The organism is Ferribacterium limneticum (assembly GCF_020510565.1).
GTDB lineage: Bacteria > Pseudomonadota > Gammaproteobacteria > Burkholderiales > Rhodocyclaceae > Azonexus > Azonexus limneticus_B.
In genome coordinates, this window is record NZ_CP075189.1 from 3,903,926 (window position 1) to 3,919,666 (window position 15,741).

Annotated in this window: 16 protein-coding genes; 5 read left to right on the plus strand and 11 right to left on the minus strand. The window is 63.4% G+C overall.

Annotated features, from left to right (window positions below; genetic code table 11):
* Window positions 1–64 precede the first annotated feature (64 nt).
* The 4 genes from KI610_RS18725 (at window position 65) to KI610_RS18740 (ending at window position 3,042) form a co-directional block, all read left to right on the plus strand.
* A complete protein-coding gene (locus KI610_RS18725) occupies window positions 65–391 on the plus strand; it encodes a metal-sulfur cluster assembly factor (protein ID WP_226496449.1) in 327 nt (108 codons plus the stop codon).
* Window positions 392–1,459 carry a hypothetical protein gene (locus tag KI610_RS18730; RefSeq protein ID WP_226496450.1) on the plus strand — a complete coding sequence of 356 codons (1,068 nt, stop codon included), beginning with the start codon at window positions 392–394 and terminating at the stop codon, window positions 1,457–1,459.
* Window positions 1,456–1,848 carry a hemerythrin domain-containing protein gene (locus tag KI610_RS18735; protein WP_226496451.1) on the plus strand — a complete coding sequence of 131 codons (393 nt, stop codon included), beginning with the start codon at window positions 1,456–1,458 and terminating at the stop codon, window positions 1,846–1,848. The genes KI610_RS18730 and KI610_RS18735 overlap by 4 nt, the downstream gene beginning before the upstream one ends.
* A 228-nt stretch (window positions 1,849–2,076) precedes the next feature.
* Window positions 2,077–3,042 carry an AAA family ATPase gene (locus tag KI610_RS18740; RefSeq protein WP_226496452.1) on the plus strand — a complete coding sequence of 322 codons (966 nt, stop codon included), beginning with the start codon at window positions 2,077–2,079 and terminating at the stop codon, window positions 3,040–3,042.
* 28 nt (window positions 3,043–3,070) lie between these two features.
* On the opposite strand, the gene KI610_RS18745 is transcribed toward KI610_RS18740, so the two are convergent.
* The 8 genes from KI610_RS18745 to KI610_RS18780 form a co-directional block, all read right to left on the minus strand.
* Window positions 3,071–4,102 (minus strand): endonuclease/exonuclease/phosphatase family protein, encoded by a 1,032-nt coding sequence (locus KI610_RS18745; protein ID WP_226496453.1) that lies wholly within the window; start codon window positions 4,100–4,102, stop codon window positions 3,071–3,073.
* Between the two features lie 110 nt (window positions 4,103–4,212).
* On the minus strand, window positions 4,213–4,599 hold the full coding sequence (locus KI610_RS18750; RefSeq protein WP_226496454.1) for a hypothetical protein: 387 nt from the start codon (window positions 4,597–4,599) through the stop codon (window positions 4,213–4,215).
* Complete coding sequence (locus KI610_RS18755) at window positions 4,596–5,384, minus strand: J domain-containing protein (RefSeq protein WP_226496455.1); 789 nt, start codon at window positions 5,382–5,384, stop codon at window positions 4,596–4,598. Before KI610_RS18755 ends, KI610_RS18750 begins: the two co-directional genes overlap by 4 nt.
* A gap of 145 nt (window positions 5,385–5,529) precedes the next feature.
* Window positions 5,530–6,690 carry a Na+/H+ antiporter NhaA gene (nhaA, locus tag KI610_RS18760; protein WP_226496456.1) on the minus strand — a complete coding sequence of 387 codons (1,161 nt, stop codon included), beginning with the start codon at window positions 6,688–6,690 and terminating at the stop codon, window positions 5,530–5,532.
* 69 nt (window positions 6,691–6,759) lie between these two features.
* Window positions 6,760–8,178 carry a nickel-dependent hydrogenase large subunit gene (locus KI610_RS18765; protein ID WP_226496457.1) on the minus strand — a complete coding sequence of 473 codons (1,419 nt, stop codon included), beginning with the start codon at window positions 8,176–8,178 and terminating at the stop codon, window positions 6,760–6,762.
* Complete coding sequence (locus tag KI610_RS18770; RefSeq protein ID WP_226496458.1) at window positions 8,175–9,176, minus strand: NADH-quinone oxidoreductase subunit B family protein; 1,002 nt, start codon at window positions 9,174–9,176, stop codon at window positions 8,175–8,177. Before KI610_RS18770 ends, KI610_RS18765 begins: the two co-directional genes overlap by 4 nt.
* The gene (locus tag KI610_RS18775; protein ID WP_226496459.1) at window positions 9,173–10,651 is read right to left on the minus strand and encodes a sigma-54-dependent transcriptional regulator; all 1,479 of its coding nucleotides are present in this window, start codon (window positions 10,649–10,651) and stop codon (window positions 9,173–9,175) included. Before KI610_RS18775 ends, KI610_RS18770 begins: the two co-directional genes overlap by 4 nt.
* Window positions 10,648–12,327 carry a hydrogenase maturation protein gene (locus KI610_RS18780; protein WP_226496460.1) on the minus strand — a complete coding sequence of 560 codons (1,680 nt, stop codon included), beginning with the start codon at window positions 12,325–12,327 and terminating at the stop codon, window positions 10,648–10,650. The genes KI610_RS18775 and KI610_RS18780 overlap by 4 nt, the downstream gene beginning before the upstream one ends.
* A 167-nt stretch (window positions 12,328–12,494) precedes the next feature.
* On the opposite strand from KI610_RS18780, the gene KI610_RS18785 reads away from it, so the two are divergent.
* Complete coding sequence (locus KI610_RS18785; RefSeq protein ID WP_226496461.1) at window positions 12,495–12,701, plus strand: hypothetical protein; 207 nt, start codon at window positions 12,495–12,497, stop codon at window positions 12,699–12,701.
* 7 nt (window positions 12,702–12,708) lie between these two features.
* Here the strand turns inward: KI610_RS18785 and hypE are convergent, their stop codons facing one another.
* The 3 genes from hypE to KI610_RS18800 all read right to left on the minus strand — a co-directional run bounded on the left by hypE (window position 12,709) and on the right by KI610_RS18800 (window position 15,734).
* Window positions 12,709–13,761 (minus strand): hydrogenase expression/formation protein HypE, encoded by a 1,053-nt coding sequence (hypE, locus tag KI610_RS18790; RefSeq protein ID WP_226496462.1) that lies wholly within the window; start codon window positions 13,759–13,761, stop codon window positions 12,709–12,711.
* Between the two features lie 600 nt (window positions 13,762–14,361).
* Window positions 14,362–15,489 carry a hydrogenase formation protein HypD gene (hypD, locus tag KI610_RS18795; protein ID WP_226496463.1) on the minus strand — a complete coding sequence of 376 codons (1,128 nt, stop codon included), beginning with the start codon at window positions 15,487–15,489 and terminating at the stop codon, window positions 14,362–14,364.
* On the minus strand, window positions 15,489–15,734 hold the full coding sequence (locus tag KI610_RS18800; protein WP_226496464.1) for a HypC/HybG/HupF family hydrogenase formation chaperone: 246 nt from the start codon (window positions 15,732–15,734) through the stop codon (window positions 15,489–15,491). The genes hypD and KI610_RS18800 overlap by 1 nt, the downstream gene beginning before the upstream one ends.
* Window positions 15,735–15,741 lie beyond the last annotated feature (7 nt).

The window sequence follows — 15,741 nt, forward strand, 5'->3', positions numbered from 1 at the left end:
TGCTAAATACGGCCTCAAAACGCGATGCTAGGATGGCCGAACCACATTCTAACGTCTGGCTCCGATGACCGCTGCCCTCGATACCGAACAGATCCGCGCCGCCCTGCGCAAGGTGGTCGACCCCGAGGTCGGCGCCAATATTGTCGATCTCGGCCTGATCTACCGTATCGACCTCGACGGCAGCAAACTGCTCATCGAAATGACCATGACCTCGCCAGCCTGCCCGATGGGCGAAATGATCGTCGATGACGCCTACGCGGAGCTCGACCGCATCCTGCCGGCCGATTGCCAGCCGGAAATCCGCCTCGTCTGGGAACCGCCCTGGGCGCCGTCGATGATGAGCGAGAAATGCCGGCTGAGCCTGGGCTGGAACGAGGCGGACAGCGCGTAAATGGCCGACCTCAAACCCGGCGGCCGCTTGCCGCTGCTCTTTTTCGGCATGCTCTCGCTGCTCGGCGGCGTCATGGCCGGCCTCGCCCGCCTCGGCTGGGAGGTGCCCGCTCCCGCCATGCAGGCCGCCGGCGTGCATGGGCCGCTCATGATCGCCGCCTTTTTCGGCACGGTGATCAGCCTCGAACGCGCCGTCGCGGCGGGTCGCAACTGGGCCTATCTCGCACCCTTGGCGGCCGGGGCCAGCGGCATTGCGCTGCTCGCCGGCGCCCCGCTGCTGCTCGGCCAGATCCTCGGCAGCCTTGGCGCGCTCGGCCTGATTGCCGCCAGCGCCGTCGCCCTGCGCCGTCAGGTCGCCGTCTTCACCATCATCCTGACCCTGGCCGCCGGTTGCTGGCTGGTCGGCAACCTAATTTGGCTGGCTACCGGCAATATCAGCGCTGCCGTGGCCTGGTGGCTGCTTTTTCTCGTTTTGACCATCGCCGGCGAACGCCTCGAACTGACCCGTTTTCTGCCCACGCCACCGCTCGCCCAAAAGCTCTTCATCGCCATCGTCGGCGTACTGTTGCTCAGCGCCGTGGCCGGACTCGACCGGTTTTTCGCCGCCGGTTTGATCGCCCTCGCCCTCTGGCTGCTGCGTTACGACATCGCCCGCCGCAACATCGCCACCGAGGGCCTGACCCGCTTCATCGCCGCCTGCCTGCTTTCCGGCTACGCCTGGCTCTTCGCGGCCGGCCTGCTCGGGCTGGCGGGTGCCTTCCCCCCCGGCCATGAATGGCGCGATGCGGCCTTGCACGCCATTGGCCTGGGCTTCGTGTTTTCCATGGTCTTCGGCCACGCGCCAATCATTTTTCCCGCCGTCACCCGCATCAAGATTCCCTACCACCCGGCCCTTTACCTGCCGCTCGCGCTGCTCCATCTGACGCTGGCGCTGCGCGTCTTTGGCGGGCTGGCCGACAATTTCGATCTGCGCCACAACGCCGCCCTGTTGAACGGTCTGGTGCTCATCGTCTTCATTGCAACGCTGGTGACTTTAGTCCGGCGTAACGCCAAACGAGGTGCCCGATGAAACGCCATGCCGCCCTGCAGCAACTGTCGCGCGAACACCACCACGCCCTCAAGCTGTCCCGATTGGCCCGCTTCGCCAGCGATTCGGGACATGCGCTGGCCATCGCCGAGGCGGCGGAAAAGATTGTCGAGACCTTTGCCGAGGCGCTCGAAAACCATTTCCAGAGCGAAGAAAAAGACTTGCTGCCCGCACTGGCCGCTGTTGGGGCCGGCGAACTGGTAGCGCGCACGCTAGCCGAGCACGCCGAGTTGCGCGATCTAAAGCGGCGCCTGGCCGAACCGGACAGCGAGCTCCTCGCCCGCTTCGCCACCTTGCTCTACGACCATGTTCGCTTCGAGGAACGCGAGGTGTTCGAGACGGCGCAGAAACTGCTCTACCCGGAGCACTGAACGCTCCAAAGAGGGGCACAAATTGTCGGATTGCTACGGTCAACCGGAAAAAACGGCCAAATTTCAAATTGCCATTTCGCCCTTATTGAAAGCCGCAAAGCCCCTTGCGCCAATGGTTTCCCCCCTTCTCGATGACCACCACCCGGCACCGGGAACGAAATATGCTCGACTAAACCCGTAGCACGCTGGATCCGTTAACCGGTCTAAGAGCGCATGGAGGAAGTCATCATGGCACACAGTGAAATCCGACTCTCGGTCGCTGAAGAGCGCACCATCTACGACGTGGCGGCCATCGACCGCGCCATGGAAGAAGCAGCCGGCAATCGCAACGAAGCGCTGGCCAGCCTCTACGACAAGATGAAACAGCGCGGCGGCGGCCGTTTCCTGATCCGCCCGACCGGCGCCGACATGATCGACGATCTCTACGACACCTGCCCCAATTTCAGCGACGTGATCGACGACCTCAAGAAGTACGTCGCCCTCTCGGTGGCCGGCAACGAGCCGATGAGCTTCACGCCCATCCTGCTGCTTGGCGAGCCGGGCATCGGCAAAACCCATTTCGCCCGCGAACTGGCGTCCCGCCTCGGCACCGGCCACGAATTCATCTCGATGAGTTCGCTAACCGCCGGCTGGGTGCTCTCGGGAGCATCCTCGCAATGGAACAACGCCAAGCCCGGCAAGGTGGCGCACACGCTGGTCCATGGCGACTACGCCAACCCCATCGTCGTCCTCGACGAAATCGACAAGGCCGGCGGCGATTCGCGTTACGACCCGATGGGTTCGCTCTACGGTCTGCTCGAACATGACACGGCGCGCGCCTTCAAGGACGAGTTCATCGACATCGACATCGACGCCTCGCACATCCTGTGGGTGACGACGGCCAACGACGAACGTTCGATCCCCGAGCCGATTCTCAACCGCATGAACGTCTACGAAGTGCCGCGCCCCGACCACGACGCCGCCATCAGCATTGCTGCCGCGCTGTACCGCGAAATCGTCGGCCAGCACGACTGGGGTTTCCCGCCGGAAGCCGACGAAGCGGTGCTCGAACGCCTCGGCTCGCTACCGCCGCGCGACATGCGCAAACGCCTGCTCGCCGCCTTCGGGACAGCCAAGCTGGAAGGCCGCAACTGGCTGGAAGGGCGGGATTTCGAACAGGCCCGCATGGGGCGGAGCCGGAAGATCGGTTTCTAGACAGAAGGTCGGGCGCTGCGGCGCCCGATCAAACCTCTTCGATGCGGACCGACACCGGAAAATGGTCGCTGTAACCGTCCAGATTGACGTTTTCAGCCACATCGCCGGCCGGCAGCCCGAAACGGATCGGGCCTTCGCCGACGCGATGGCTGACCATGGGCGGATAGGCCTCGATGCGCGCGCTGCCACCAACCGTCCGCCATCCGCTCTTGCCGGTGAGCAGGCCGGGTGAAATCAGGATCTGGTCGAACAGGCTGGCATCGCCGCCGAAATACAGCGTGCCGTTGAGCAGGCGCTGGTTGCCCTTGTGGTCCTGGGTCATCACCGTCAGATATTCCCAGCTCAGGTTGTAGAACTTGGCGCTCTTTGCCCGCGAGACATCACCCTTGTCGCGCAGGCCTTGGGCATGGATGGTGACGGATCGGTCGAAGGGTTCGTCGTTGAAGTCGCCGAACGCGATGACGGCAGTATTGTCACCCTTCTCTTCGCGAATCCGGCCGTGCCAATAAGCCAGCGTTTCGCCCGCCGTGGCGCGGAAACCGGCCGAATATTCCGCCCCGTCACCGGTCGATGACGAGCGTGACGGCCAGTGGTTGGCCAGCATGACCAGTTGCTTGCCAGAGGGGGCAACGAAAGTGATCTGCGTGATATCGCGCGTGCCGGTCTGGCGCATGACCCAGTGCGAAAACAGCTCGTCCATCTTGGCAGTAAACTGGTTGGCGTCGAACAGAAATGCGGTATCGATGCCGCGCTGATCGCGCCCCGAATCGACATGAACGAGCTGGTAATTGCGCGCCGGCAAAGCATGGTTGAGCTGGTCGGCCAGGGCCTGCAGGGCAAAACGGTTTTCAACCTCGCAGACGCCCAGAATGTCGGGGCCGGCGCCCTCCTTCATGCGGACGATGATAGCGCCGAGCTGGGCGATCTTTCGCTTGAACAACGTTTCCGACCAGCCCTTGAGCTCCTTCTGCATGGCCTTGGCGAGCCACGGCTCGCGCCCCGGAAAGCCTTCGGGCGCGAAGAGGTTTTCAAGATTCCAGAAGGCAATGAGCGGGGACATTTTTGGACTCCTTCGCTAGCAGATCGGGCTGATCAAGCTACGTACGGCAACAGTTCCAGTCTAATGAGCCAGCCGGGAAATTACCAAGTCATTTTCCGTCGGCGCGGCGGTCACTCGAGACGGCGGAAAACGGTCGTCGCGCCATCCCGCTCTTTCAGCCTGAACTCGGCGCGCTCGACGGCAAGCACGGGGGTCGGATCGTCGATCACCCGACTGCCCTCCTTGATGCTCCAGATGATTTTTTTGTCTTCGTAGCGCCAGACGCCGTATTGCAGGACGCTGCCGTCGTCCTGACGGATTTCCCACTCGCCGTTGGCGGCCAGATGGATGGGCGTAACAGCGCGTGAGGACTGCCATTTGCCGACGAAATCACTGGCACTGAACCGCTGGCAGGCAGCCAGAGCGACGACGAAAATGCTGCAGGCCAGGAAGCCGGCGATCCGGTGAAGCGGCTTTCTGGCGCTGATCTCAGCTTGGCGCACGCGACGGAAAATCACTCGCCCGACGAAAAACTGCGCCCACGGAAGCGCTCGATTTCGCGCTGCCGGCGGGCCAGATCCTCTTCTTTCGCCCGCCGTTCGGCCTCTTCCTTGCGTCGGATTTCTTCCTCCCGAGCCCGCTCGGCCTCCTGCTCGGCTCGCCGCAGATTGGCCGAGACTTCGGCCCCGAGACGCCGGGACTCCTCCTCGAAGCGCCGCTGTTCGCGCTCCTGCTGCTCGACGAGACGCTGACTCTGGGTTTCCTCGCGCTCGGCCTGCTCCTTGCGCTTCATGTCGGCCAGCAGCAAATCTGCCTCGGCCTTGCTCGCGGCGCGAATACCGTAGGTCTGGTAGAAATCCTGGAGATAAACTTTTTCGGCCGCCGGCGATGCGGGATCACCGCCGCCCAGCGCCGAAGCCCGCTGGTAGGCCATGTAGGTGGCGCCGATCTGCATGACCATGCCGAAGATCATGAGTCCGGCGATGATCGTCAGCAAGCGCCGGATCGGGCTCCATTTCTTAGCCTCCAGCGCCACTTCGATATGCATGGTCTGCTCCGCCAGCGACGGCGCAACGCCGCGCGTCGTCAGGCCGGCATCGTAATCCGAGCGGCGCGACGGGCTGGAAAGCACCTCGTAGGCATGTTTGACCAGCTTCAGCCGAAACTCCGCCTCGGGCGCCCCGAGCGGGCTGTTTCCCGAGGCCAGCTCGCGGGAAATTCTCAGGTAGGCGGAGGTGATCTCGGCCAGATCGGCATGCGAGCTCACTTCCAGCAAGTCGTAATACGTCGTTGTCTGCTTCATGCGGTGCGCTTTTCAGGCTGGACTAGCGGCCAAGCATACCAAAGGCATGCGCCGGATAGCACCCGGCGAGTTTCAATTTTGGCTGTTTTTTCCGGTTGACCGTGGAAGTCACGGTCAACCGGAAAAAACAGCCAATTTTCAAGTATTACCGGGTCGAACCGGAAAATCTCAGCCAGAGAAAACCGAGCGCCCCGGCTATCAGCGAGGCACTCAGAATGGCCATTTTCGAGCCATTGACGAGATCCGGACTGCCCGGGAAAGCCAGGTTGGCGATGAAGATGGACATCGTGAAACCGATGCCGCCGAGCAGACCGGCGCCGAAAATATGGCGCCACTTGAGGTCGCCGGGCAGGACGCAGGCACCGACCAGGACGGCGAGCAGGCTGGCCAGGAAAATGCCGAGCGGCTTGCCGAGAACGAGCCCGCCGAGAATGCCCAGGCTGTTGCTGGACAGCAGTTCGTTCTGCCAGCCGGCGGCAATGACGATCCCCGTATTGGCCAGCGCGAAAATCGGCAGGATGATGAAGGCCACGGGCTTTTCCAGCAAGTGTTCGAGACGGTGCGATGGCGAGGATTCGTCATCGGTAGGGCCGGAAAAAGGAATGGCGAAAGCCAGCAAGACCCCGGCAATGGTGGCATGCACCCCGGATTTCAGCATCAGGAACCACATCAGCGCACCGCCCAGCAGATAGGGTAGCAACGACATCACGCGCAGGCGATTGAGCACGATCAACACGCCAAAAACACTGAGCGCCGCGAGCAGATAGGCCGGCGAGAAATTAGCCGTGTAGAAAATGGCGATGACGACGATGGCCCCCAGATCGTCCATGACCGCCAGTGCTGTCAGGAAAATCTTGAGCGAAGCCGGCACCCGGCTGCCAAGCAGGGCCAGCACGCCGAGCGCGAAGGCGATGTCGGTCGCCATGGGAATCCCTGCTCCGGCCTGAGTCGGCATCTCGGCATTGAGCGCATAGTGGATTCCCGCCGGCACCACGATGCCGCCCGCCGCGGCGATGATCGGCAACAAGGCCTTGCGGAAATTCGACAGTTCGCCGACGTACAACTCGCGCTCCAACTCCAGCCCGACAAACAGGAAAAACAGCGCCATCAGCCCATCGTTGGCCCAGTGTTCGAGACTCAGCCCGGCCACCTTGATATGCCAGAGATCCATATAGCCCGGGCCGAAAGCCGAGTTGGCGATGACCAGCGAGATAATCGTGCAGAAAATCAGCAAGACCCCGCTCGATTTTTCCGATTCGAAAAACCGGTTGAAGGTGCTGGAGAGTGTTATCTGAAGACCGGGCATGCTTTCCTGAGGCTGATCGCGGTGGCTGGATTGCTACTTTACCCGAGGCGCCGGGAAACACTCACCGGGTCAATGCACCGTGCACACCATGCACGGGTCGAAGGAGCGCACGACATGCTGGACCGTTGGCGGCGCGCCTTCGCCGGCGGGCATGCCGACGAGTGCCTGTTCGAGCGGGCCGGGCCGGTTCGAGGCATCGCGCGGGGAAAAGTTCCAGGTGGTCGGGGCGATGATCTGGTAACGCTCGATGCGGCCGCGCCTGATGCTGAGCCAGTGGCCGAGGCTGCCGCGGGCGGCTTCGACGAGGCCGGTACCGCTGGCGTCTTCGGGCATGTCGCCGTGGGCGCAGAAGGGCTCGCCGGGCTGCAGGGCATTCACCCAGCCTTCCATGGCGGGCAGGACGAGGGCCAGTTCGAGCAGGCGGGCGACGACGCGGGCCATGACGCTGGCGCCGTCCCGCTGGATCAGGTCGAGGGCCAGCGGGTGACCGGCGATGACCTGGCGGGCCAGGGCGCCGACTTCGAAGGGCTGGCCGGCATAGCGCGGCGCCTTGCACCAGGTGTAGGCGTCGGGTTTGTTGGCGTCGACGATGGTTTCGCCCTGCGCCGGGTGGCGCGGTTGGCCGGCTGCCAGCCAGGCGCTGGTGGTGTCTTCGTCGATGGCGACCGGGTCGAAAGCTGCCGCCTGCCCGGCCTGCCAGGTGCCGGCCGGAAACAGGCCGTAAGCACCGTAGGACAGGAAGGCGTCGTAGGCGCGGCCGAGTTTATCGAGACCGAGGTCCGTCGCAGCATTCAGGAAGGCGGGGAAATCACCGGCTCGCCCATCGGCCCAGGCGAGTAGCTGATCCTTGCTGGCCAGTTGGGCAACGGCGGCCAGCGAGTCGCCGAACAGGCGTTTTTCGACAAAGCCGCGGAATTCGCGAAGCAAGGCCAGCAGGCGGATGCGCTCGCCGGCTGTGATCGCCCGCGTGCTGCCGCCGGGCTGGATGGCCAGCGTATGCGGCCAACGGCCGGCGAGGAAGCCCATCATTCGGAGGAAGCCGGCACGGGCCGGCAATACTTCGGCCGCGGCATCCCCCTTGACCGCGGTGAAGCGTTGGGCAACGGCCGGATACCAGCGCCGGTCGGCATAGGCCGGGCGGGCAAAATCGGGCATGAAGAAGAGGTAGAAATGCGTCAGGTGATCGGCCAGGTTTTCGGTGGCACAGATCAAATTTCGCGATATTTTCCCGTTGACCGTAGGAACGACGCCCATCGCCCCGGCCAGCGCCGAGGCCGCGGCCGCCGACTGGGCGACCGAGCAGATGCCGCAGATGCGCGGCACGATGGCCAGCGCGTCGAGCGGGGCGCGGCCGACCATGATCTGTTCGAAGCCACGGAAGAGTGGCGAATTGACCTGCGCCGACTGGATGCGGCCGGCCTCCAGATCAAGGCTGACCTCGAGATCACCTTCGACGCGGTTGAATGGCCCGACAACGATCCGGCTCACTTGCCACCGCCCTTTTTGCGCACCGCCGGCATGACCACCGGATGATCCTCGACGGCGTTATTGCGTACGCGCTTCGGTGTCGCCGATTTGGACAGCGCGGCGAGCGCGACGAACCAGGCTTTCGGCATGTCAGTCGGCAGGCCGATCGGGATGCCGGCCAGCTTGGGCGTTTCCTGGAAAGCGTGGCCGGGCGATTCGAAACCGGGTTCGGTGCAGGCGATGCAGGCGAAGCCGCCGCGCAGGCAGGAACCGCTGCCGTTCCACGGCCGCAGGTTGCAATCGGCATGCGCCTGGGTGCCCTTGCAGCCGAGGTTTTCCATGAGGCAGCCGAGGTCGGACTGCTTCATGGCGCTGGCCTTGAATTCGTAGAACTCGTTGCGGGCGCAGCCGTGATGGACCAGTTCGCCGGCGTAAAGCAGCGGCCGTCCGTATTCGTCGAGGTCCGCTACGGTCAACCCTTCCAAAACGGCTTTTTCCAGCGTGTCGACGACCCAGCCGGGATGCGTCGGGCAGCCGGCGATGTTGATCACCGGCAGGCCGGCCGACGACTGGAAGCCGGCGCCGAGCAGGCCACCCGGCGTCTGCTCGTCGAACTGCAGGCCGCAGGCTTCGAGCGGATTGCCCGGCGTATTGGCCGAAAAGCCGCCGTAGGCCGTGCACGAGCCGATGGCGAAAACCCATTTGGCGTGGCGAGCCAGACGAGCGACCCATTCGGTCAGCGGCCGACCGCTGCCGGCCATCAGGTGGAATTTGCCGGTGCCGTTCGGGCCGCGCAGCATGGCCCCTTCGATGCACAGGGCGTCGAAGGCAAGCCGGCCTTCGGCGCAGTCTTCGAGGATGGTGAGCGCTTCCTCACCGCTGTCGACCGAGAGCGCCGGGTGCCAGAGAAACTCGATGCCGGCATCACGCAGTTCGTCGAACAGCGAGCGTGGCTCGGAACAGAGCATCGACTGCGTGCAGCCGCCGCAGCCGCCACTCTGCAGCCAGAGGACCTTCATTCGGCTTGCTCCAGCCCGTGGCGAATCAGCTTGGCGCGCAGGCCGACGCGCGACAAACCCAACTCGCGGGCGGCGCGCGACTTGTTCCAGCGATGGCGGCTCATTGCTTCCTTGAGAACGTGCATTTCGAGCTGGTCCATGCGTTCCTTGAGACCGCCGGAGAGACCATCGGTCCAAGCGAAGTCGGCCGTCGGCGCTTCACCAACCGGCGTGCGCAGCACACGCGGCGACAGCAGGTCGGGACCGAGCAGCGGTGTCGTGGACAGGGCGACCATGCGCAGGATTTCGTTCTGCAGTTCGCGCACATTGCCCGGCCAGCGGTAGGCGGCGATGCTGGCGAGCGCCTCGTTGGTGAAACCTTCGACCGGCTTGCCGAGGGCGTTGCAACTACTGGCGAGCAGGCGGCTGGCGAGCAGCGGCAGGTCCATCGGCCGCTCGCGCAGCGGCGGCACGTGCAGGGCGATGGTCGCCAGCCGGTAATAGAGGTCTTCGCGGAAGCGGCCGGTGCGGACATCGTCTTCAAGATCGCGGTTGGTCGCAGCGATGACCCGGACGTCGACATGCACCGGACGATTGCTGCCGAGCGGGCGGAACTCACCCTCCTGCAGCACGCGCAGCAACTTGACCTGGAAAGCCGGGCTGGTTTCGCCGATTTCGTCGAGGAACAAGGTGCCGCCATCGGCCTGCTGGAAGAGGCCGACGCGATCATCGACGGCGCCGGTGAAGGCGCCGCGCTTGTAGCCGAAGAGCTCGGATTCGAGCAGGTTATCGGGCAGCGCGCCGCAGTTTTCGGTGATGAAGGCCTTGCTCGCCCGACTGCTTTCGTAGTGGATGGCGCGGGCGATCATTTCCTTGCCGGTGCCCGATTCGCCGGTGACCATGATCGACAGGTCGAAGGGCGCGACGCGGCCGACCATGTCGCAAACGGCGTTGATCGGGCTGCCCGGGGCGCGGATCAGGCTGGCCAGGCCGAAGCTGCTTTTGACTTTTTCCTGCTTGTGATCGACCTGCCTTTTCAACACCGGCTCGGCGGTACGCAGATCGAGCGACAGGCGCTGGTTTTCCTGCTGCAGACGCCAGACTTCGGCGGCACGCTGCAGGGTCAACAACAATTGCTCGGGCTGCCAGGGTTTGAGCAGGTATTGCCAGATGCCGGCCTCGTTGACGCCGGTGATGATGTCCTCGGCGTCGGTGTAGCCGGAAAGGATGATGCGCACGATGTCCGGCCAGCGCGTGCGTACTTCCTTGAGAAACTGGACGCCGGTCGTCCCCGGCATGCGCTGGTCGCATAGCACGATGCGGACGGCTTGCTCCCGCAAGAGGATTTCCATGCCCTCGTCGGCACTGGAGGCGCAGAGCACCTCGAAATCTTCCTCCAGCGTCCGCCGCAGGGCTTCCTGCGAGCGCACCTCGTCGTCGACGACGAGGATGGCCGGCAAGCGGCGCAGGCTGCTGTGGGAAGACGGAAGGGTCATGCCGGAACTTTCCAGTCGAGATCGCGGTGGCGGGCAAGGTGGCGCGGCGTCCAAGAATGGGCCGAGCGGGAGACGAAATGATAGCGCGCGACGTGATACGAGGGGTCGAAGCCGTAGAAGTTGCGGCGCATTTCGGCCAGTTCCTCGGCGCGATAGGCGGCCAGCGGTTTGGTGGCTTCGTCGGCGCGGCGTTTGGCCTGCTTGGCGGCGAGTTTTTCCGGGAAATCTGGAGCAGAAGCCAGTTCGGCGGCACGGCGGGCGACATCGACGGCGAAGGCGGGACCGGGCAGGCAGGCGTCGTAAAAGCCGAGCTTGACTGCTTCCGGCGCGGTCATCGGCAGGCGGTGGCGCATGATGGCCTTCGCCCCCTCATCGCCGACGCGCGGTGGCAGCAGATAGGTCCAGAATTCCGAACCGTAGAGATTGCCCATGTTCTTGTAATGCGGGTTGAGCATGACGCCGTCGCGCAACCATACGAAATCGGCGGCGCGCGCCAGGAAGCAACCGCCGGCACCGGCATTGCCGCCAACCGCGGCCACGGTCAGCTGCGTTTCGCAGCGCAAAATGGCCTCGGCCAGATCGTCGATGGCGTTGATGTTGGCCCACGACTCGTCGGCCGGGCTTTCGGCCGCCTCGATGGTGTTGAGGTGAATGCCGTTCGACCAGAAATCGCTGCCGCCGCGCAGCACGATGACTTTGGTTGGCCGCGTTGTCGCCCACTGAAAGGCTTCGGTCAGGCGCCGGCATTGGCCGGTGCTCATCGCGCCGTTGTAGAACTCGAAGCTCAGGAAGCCCACGCCGCCAGCCTCTTCGTAGGCGATGTCCTGCCAGGTCGGGGTCGGCGACTTCCAGTAGCCACCGTCTAGCGGCAACTCTGGCAGCTCGGCAGCCTCCGTGAAAGCCAGCGTTGTCGGCAGCTTGATGCCACCAGCCGGCTTGACGTGGCCGATCCATACCGAGCCGTCAGCCGTTGCCCGACAAATTGCCGTTTCACGGCGGCCAAGCAGACTACCCGGATCGCCCTTGAGCGACGCTTCCGGCCAGGCATCGAACAGGTGACAGGGCTGACCGAACAGTTCATCGGCGACGCCAGGGAAGCCGTCAGCGGCATTGAGCTTGGCCAGGATGGCGGCGCTGGTTTCGGTCTGCCAGTCAATGGCGCGGTCAGCCTGCTTCATCAGCGCGTGCGCCTGCCCCGGCACGCGCGCCGGTTTGAAATTTGGCTCATTTTTCCGGTTGACCGTAGCAATCACCGCCTGGACGGCTGCTTCGGTGACTTCGCTGCGATAAATCGAGGCTTTTCGAGCCGAGCGCATCGGAAAGGTCGCCGACGCCCAGACCGGCCCCGCATCCATTTCAGCCTCGGCTTGTAACACTGTGACACCCCACTCCTTGGCGCCCCCCTGAATTGCCCAGTCGAGCGCCGATGGACCGCGGTCGCCAACCGGCCCTGGATGGACGATCAGGCAGCAATGGCGCGACCAGATCGACTCGGGAATCGCCCGTTTCAAGAACGGAGCGATGATCAAATCCGGCCGGAACAGGGCCACGGCCTCCTCGCTGACTGCATCGGCAATGTCGAATTCGATGCTGATTTCGTGGCCGCGTGTAACAAGTTCGCAACAAAGTCGCTGGGTCAGGCCGTTGAAGCTATGGGAAATGAGGAGAATTCGCACGATTTACAGTTCTTTACAATTCATGTCAGCAACCTGAAGCGAGGCAGGACGGGGCTTTGCGGGGTGTGTCGTCCCATGCCGCATACTTCTATAACTTTCGCGATATTTTTCAGACACTTGGCTTTGACTACGATGCACATCAACAAAAATGGGATCGGAGAACAACAATGCAAACACAGCAAAAGCGAGTCAAAACTCGGGATCTTCCCGTCAGCCGGGCACCGCGTCCGGAATACGTCGCCGCCATCCGCTATCCGGACGGTCGTCGTGACCTGTTCCACATCCGCAATGCCGACAATTTTGCCGACGCCCGCGAACTGGTCATTTCCGAAGTCGGCGACGTGCTGTCGGTGATGATCGCGCTGCGCCACTAAGCCGGTCTCAGCAAATCCGCGGCAACTGCTCGCCGCTCAGCCAGTCCACGATACGACGGCCGCCAAAACCGGTCGTCATCTGGACGAAATGGTGCGCATCTTCATGCACCGAGCCGACGATGGCCGCCGCCCCACCCAGCGGGTGGGCGCGCATGGCGGCCAATAGCTTTTCAGCATCCGCTTCGGCGCAGATCGCCACCAGCTTGCCTTCGTTGGCGACATAAAGCGGGTCCAATCCCAGAAATTCACAGGCTGCATTGACCGCTGGGTTCACCGGCAAAGCCTTCTCCTGCAGCATCATGCCGACGCCTGATTGCTTGGCAATCTCGTTGAGCGTCGTCGCCAGCCCGCCTCGCGTCGGGTCGCGCAGGACATGGATATCGGCACCACTGGCCCGCATCGCCTCGATCAAGCCATGCAGCGCAGCCGTATCGGAAACGATGGGCGACTCGAAGCCGAGGCTCTCGCGCTCGGCCATGATCGCCATGCCGTGATCGCCCAATGTGCCGGAAACCAGAATGACATCGCCCGGTTTGGCATAACGGCCGGACAGTTCGCGGCCCGGCGCGACGACGCCGACGCCAGTCGTCGTAATGAACACCCCGTCGCCCTTGCCGCGCTCGACGACCTTGGTATCGCCGGTCACCACCGGCACGCCAGCCTCCTTGGCCGCTGCCGCCATGCTTTGCACGATGCGCGCCAGATCGGCGAGCTTGAAGCCTTCTTCAAGGATGAAGCCGGCAGCAAGATAAAGCGGTTTGGCGCCCATCATGGCCACGTCGTTGATCGTGCCGTGCACCGACAGGCAGCCGATATCGCCGCCCGGGAAGAACAGCGGCGAGACGACATGCGAGTCGGTGGCCATGACCAATTTGCCCTCGCCCGGGTTCGGCAGCAGCGCGCCATCGTCACCCTGGGCCAAGTATTCGTTGCCGAGATATTTGGCGAACAATTCCTCGATCAATTGCGCCATGGCCCGGCCGCCGGAGCCGTGGGCCATGTCGACATGGCCGTGCTTGATGTCGAGGGGACGGACGTAGGTTTTGCGGGTTTCGGTCATGGGGTGAAGGGTTCCGTTAAATCGGCTTGGGTTTCCGCCTTGCTGGCGGGCGTACTTTCTTCTTGCTTCGCCAAGAAGAAAGTAGCCAAAGAAGAAGGCGACCCTGGGTCGGTGCCGGCTGCGCCGGTTCCCTGCGCTACTCGGGACTGGCGGGGGCTGCGGAACTCGGGCTGCGCCCTCAGACAGTCCTCGCCCTTTATCCGCCAGCCCCTGCGTTGCTCGGCACCTCTCAAGGGGCCCGGTGAAACGACCCGTACTTGAGCTTTTGTGCCTGAATGGCGGATTTCATTTTTGGCCGTTTTTTCTGGTTGACCGTGGATGTCTGTTTTTCGGAACGACGGTCGAGCACGGACGCCTTTGGGGCCCCCGTGGAAGGCGCTGAGCAACGCAGGAAGGACGGGGGCAGTCGGCGAGGACTGTCTGAGGGCGAAGCCCGAGTTCCGCAGCCGCCCGGCCTGCCGAGTAGCGCAAGGAACCGGCAAAGCCGGCGCCGCCCCCGGGGTCGCCTTTTCTTTGGCTACTTTCTTTTGGCGAAGCAAAAGAAAGTACGCCCGCCAACAAGGCGGAACCCCAAGCCAATTAAAAAAAGAAACCCCCACTTCAGGCCACATCCTTGTACCGCCCATACGTGTAATGCGCCGCACAAGCCCCCTCCGACGACACCATGCACGACCCCACCGGATTCTCCGGCGTACAAACCGTCCCGAAAATTTTGCAGTCCTGCGGCCGCTTGACCCCGCGCAGGATCGCCCCACATTCGCAGGCCTTATGGTCGGCGACCGACTTATAACCAAGCGGAAAGCGTTTTTCAGCATCAAATTCGGCGAACTGGCTGCGAATGCGCAAGGCCGAGTAGGGCAGGATGTTCAACCCGCGCCATTCGAAATTCTTGCGCATCTCGAAAACTTCGGCCACCAAGGCCTGCGCCTTGAGATTGCCATCACGATCAACCGCCCGCGAGAACTCGTTTTCAACCTCGGCCCGCCCTTCGTTGACCTGGCGAACCAGCATCCTGATCGCCTGCATGACATCGAGCGGTTCGAAACCGGCGATGACCACCGGCTTGCGGTATTCCTCGGCGAAGAACTCGTAGGGCCGACTGCCGATAATGGTCGACACGTGGGCCGGGCCGATGAAGCCGTCGAGTGGCACGGTGCCCCACTGGCGCACTTCCGGCGATTCGAGAATGCTCGAGATGGCCGACGGGGTCAGCACGTGGCAGCAGAGTACCGAGAAGTTCTTGAGGCCGAGGGCGGCGGCCTGTTTGATGGCCACGGCCGTCGGCGGCGTCGTCGTTTCGAAGCCGATGGCGAAGAAGACGACCTGCTTGTCCGGATTTTTCTGCGCCAGCGTCACGGCATCGGCGCTCGAATAGACCATGCGGATGTCGCCGCCACGGGCCTTGGCCTTGAGCAGCGAGAGGCTGTCGGAGGCTGGCACGCGCAGGCAGTCGCCGTAGGTGCACAGCGTCACGCCCTGCTCCAAAGCCAGCCTGATCGCCTGATCGACGCGGCCAATCGGCAGCACGCAAACCGGGCAACCCGGGCCGTGGATCATCTTGACGTTGGCCGGCAGCAGGTCGGAAACACCGTAGCGCGAAATGGCGTGGGTGTGGCCACCGCAGAATTCCATGAAATGGTAGTTGCGCGCCGGGTTGGCCTCGCGGCGGATGGCTTCGGCCAGGCCCTTGGCGACTTCGCCGTCGCGGAATTCGTCGATGTATTTCATCAGTGGATGGTCAGATCGTCGCCGGGTGCCAACTCGCCCATTTCAGCAAACAGCTTGAGCGTCTTGGCTGCCTCTTCCGGGTCGAGCTTGTTCAGCGCGTAGCCGACATGGACGATCACGTAATCGCCGACCACCACGCCCTCGACCAAGGCCAGAGAAATTTCCTTCTTGACCCCGGCCAGATCGACCAGAGCGTTGTCGTTGTCGCGCAGTTCAACGACTTGCGCGGGAATGGCCAGACACATGACGGCT

Excerpts from the sequence above, each read along its gene's own strand:
- KI610_RS18735 (WP_226496451.1), top strand. The coding sequence starts at position 1,456 with ATGAAACGCCATGCCGCCCTGCAGCAACTGTCGCGCGAACACCACCAC.
- KI610_RS18755 (WP_226496455.1), bottom strand. The coding sequence starts at position 5,384 with ATGAAGCAGACAACGACGTATTACGACTTGCTGGAAGTGAGCTCGCAT.
- KI610_RS18770 (WP_226496458.1), bottom strand. The coding sequence starts at position 9,176 with ATGAAGGTCCTCTGGCTGCAGAGTGGCGGCTGCGGCGGCTGCACGCAG.
- KI610_RS18785 (WP_226496461.1), top strand. The coding sequence starts at position 12,495 with ATGCAAACACAGCAAAAGCGAGTCAAAACTCGGGATCTTCCCGTCAGC.
- KI610_RS18740 (WP_226496452.1), top strand. The coding sequence starts at position 2,077 with ATGGCACACAGTGAAATCCGACTCTCGGTCGCTGAAGAGCGCACCATC.
- KI610_RS18730 (WP_226496450.1), top strand. The coding sequence starts at position 392 with ATGGCCGACCTCAAACCCGGCGGCCGCTTGCCGCTGCTCTTTTTCGGC.
- KI610_RS18775 (WP_226496459.1), bottom strand. The coding sequence starts at position 10,651 with ATGACCCTTCCGTCTTCCCACAGCAGCCTGCGCCGCTTGCCGGCCATC.
- nhaA (WP_226496456.1), bottom strand. The coding sequence starts at position 6,690 with ATGCCCGGTCTTCAGATAACACTCTCCAGCACCTTCAACCGGTTTTTC.
- hypD (WP_226496463.1), bottom strand. The coding sequence starts at position 15,489 with ATGAAATACATCGACGAATTCCGCGACGGCGAAGTCGCCAAGGGCCTG.
- KI610_RS18800 (WP_226496464.1), bottom strand. The coding sequence starts at position 15,734 with ATGTGTCTGGCCATTCCCGCGCAAGTCGTTGAACTGCGCGACAACGAC.
- KI610_RS18745 (WP_226496453.1), bottom strand. The coding sequence starts at position 4,102 with ATGTCCCCGCTCATTGCCTTCTGGAATCTTGAAAACCTCTTCGCGCCC.
- KI610_RS18725 (WP_226496449.1), top strand. The coding sequence starts at position 65 with ATGACCGCTGCCCTCGATACCGAACAGATCCGCGCCGCCCTGCGCAAG.
- hypE (WP_226496462.1), bottom strand. The coding sequence starts at position 13,761 with ATGACCGAAACCCGCAAAACCTACGTCCGTCCCCTCGACATCAAGCAC.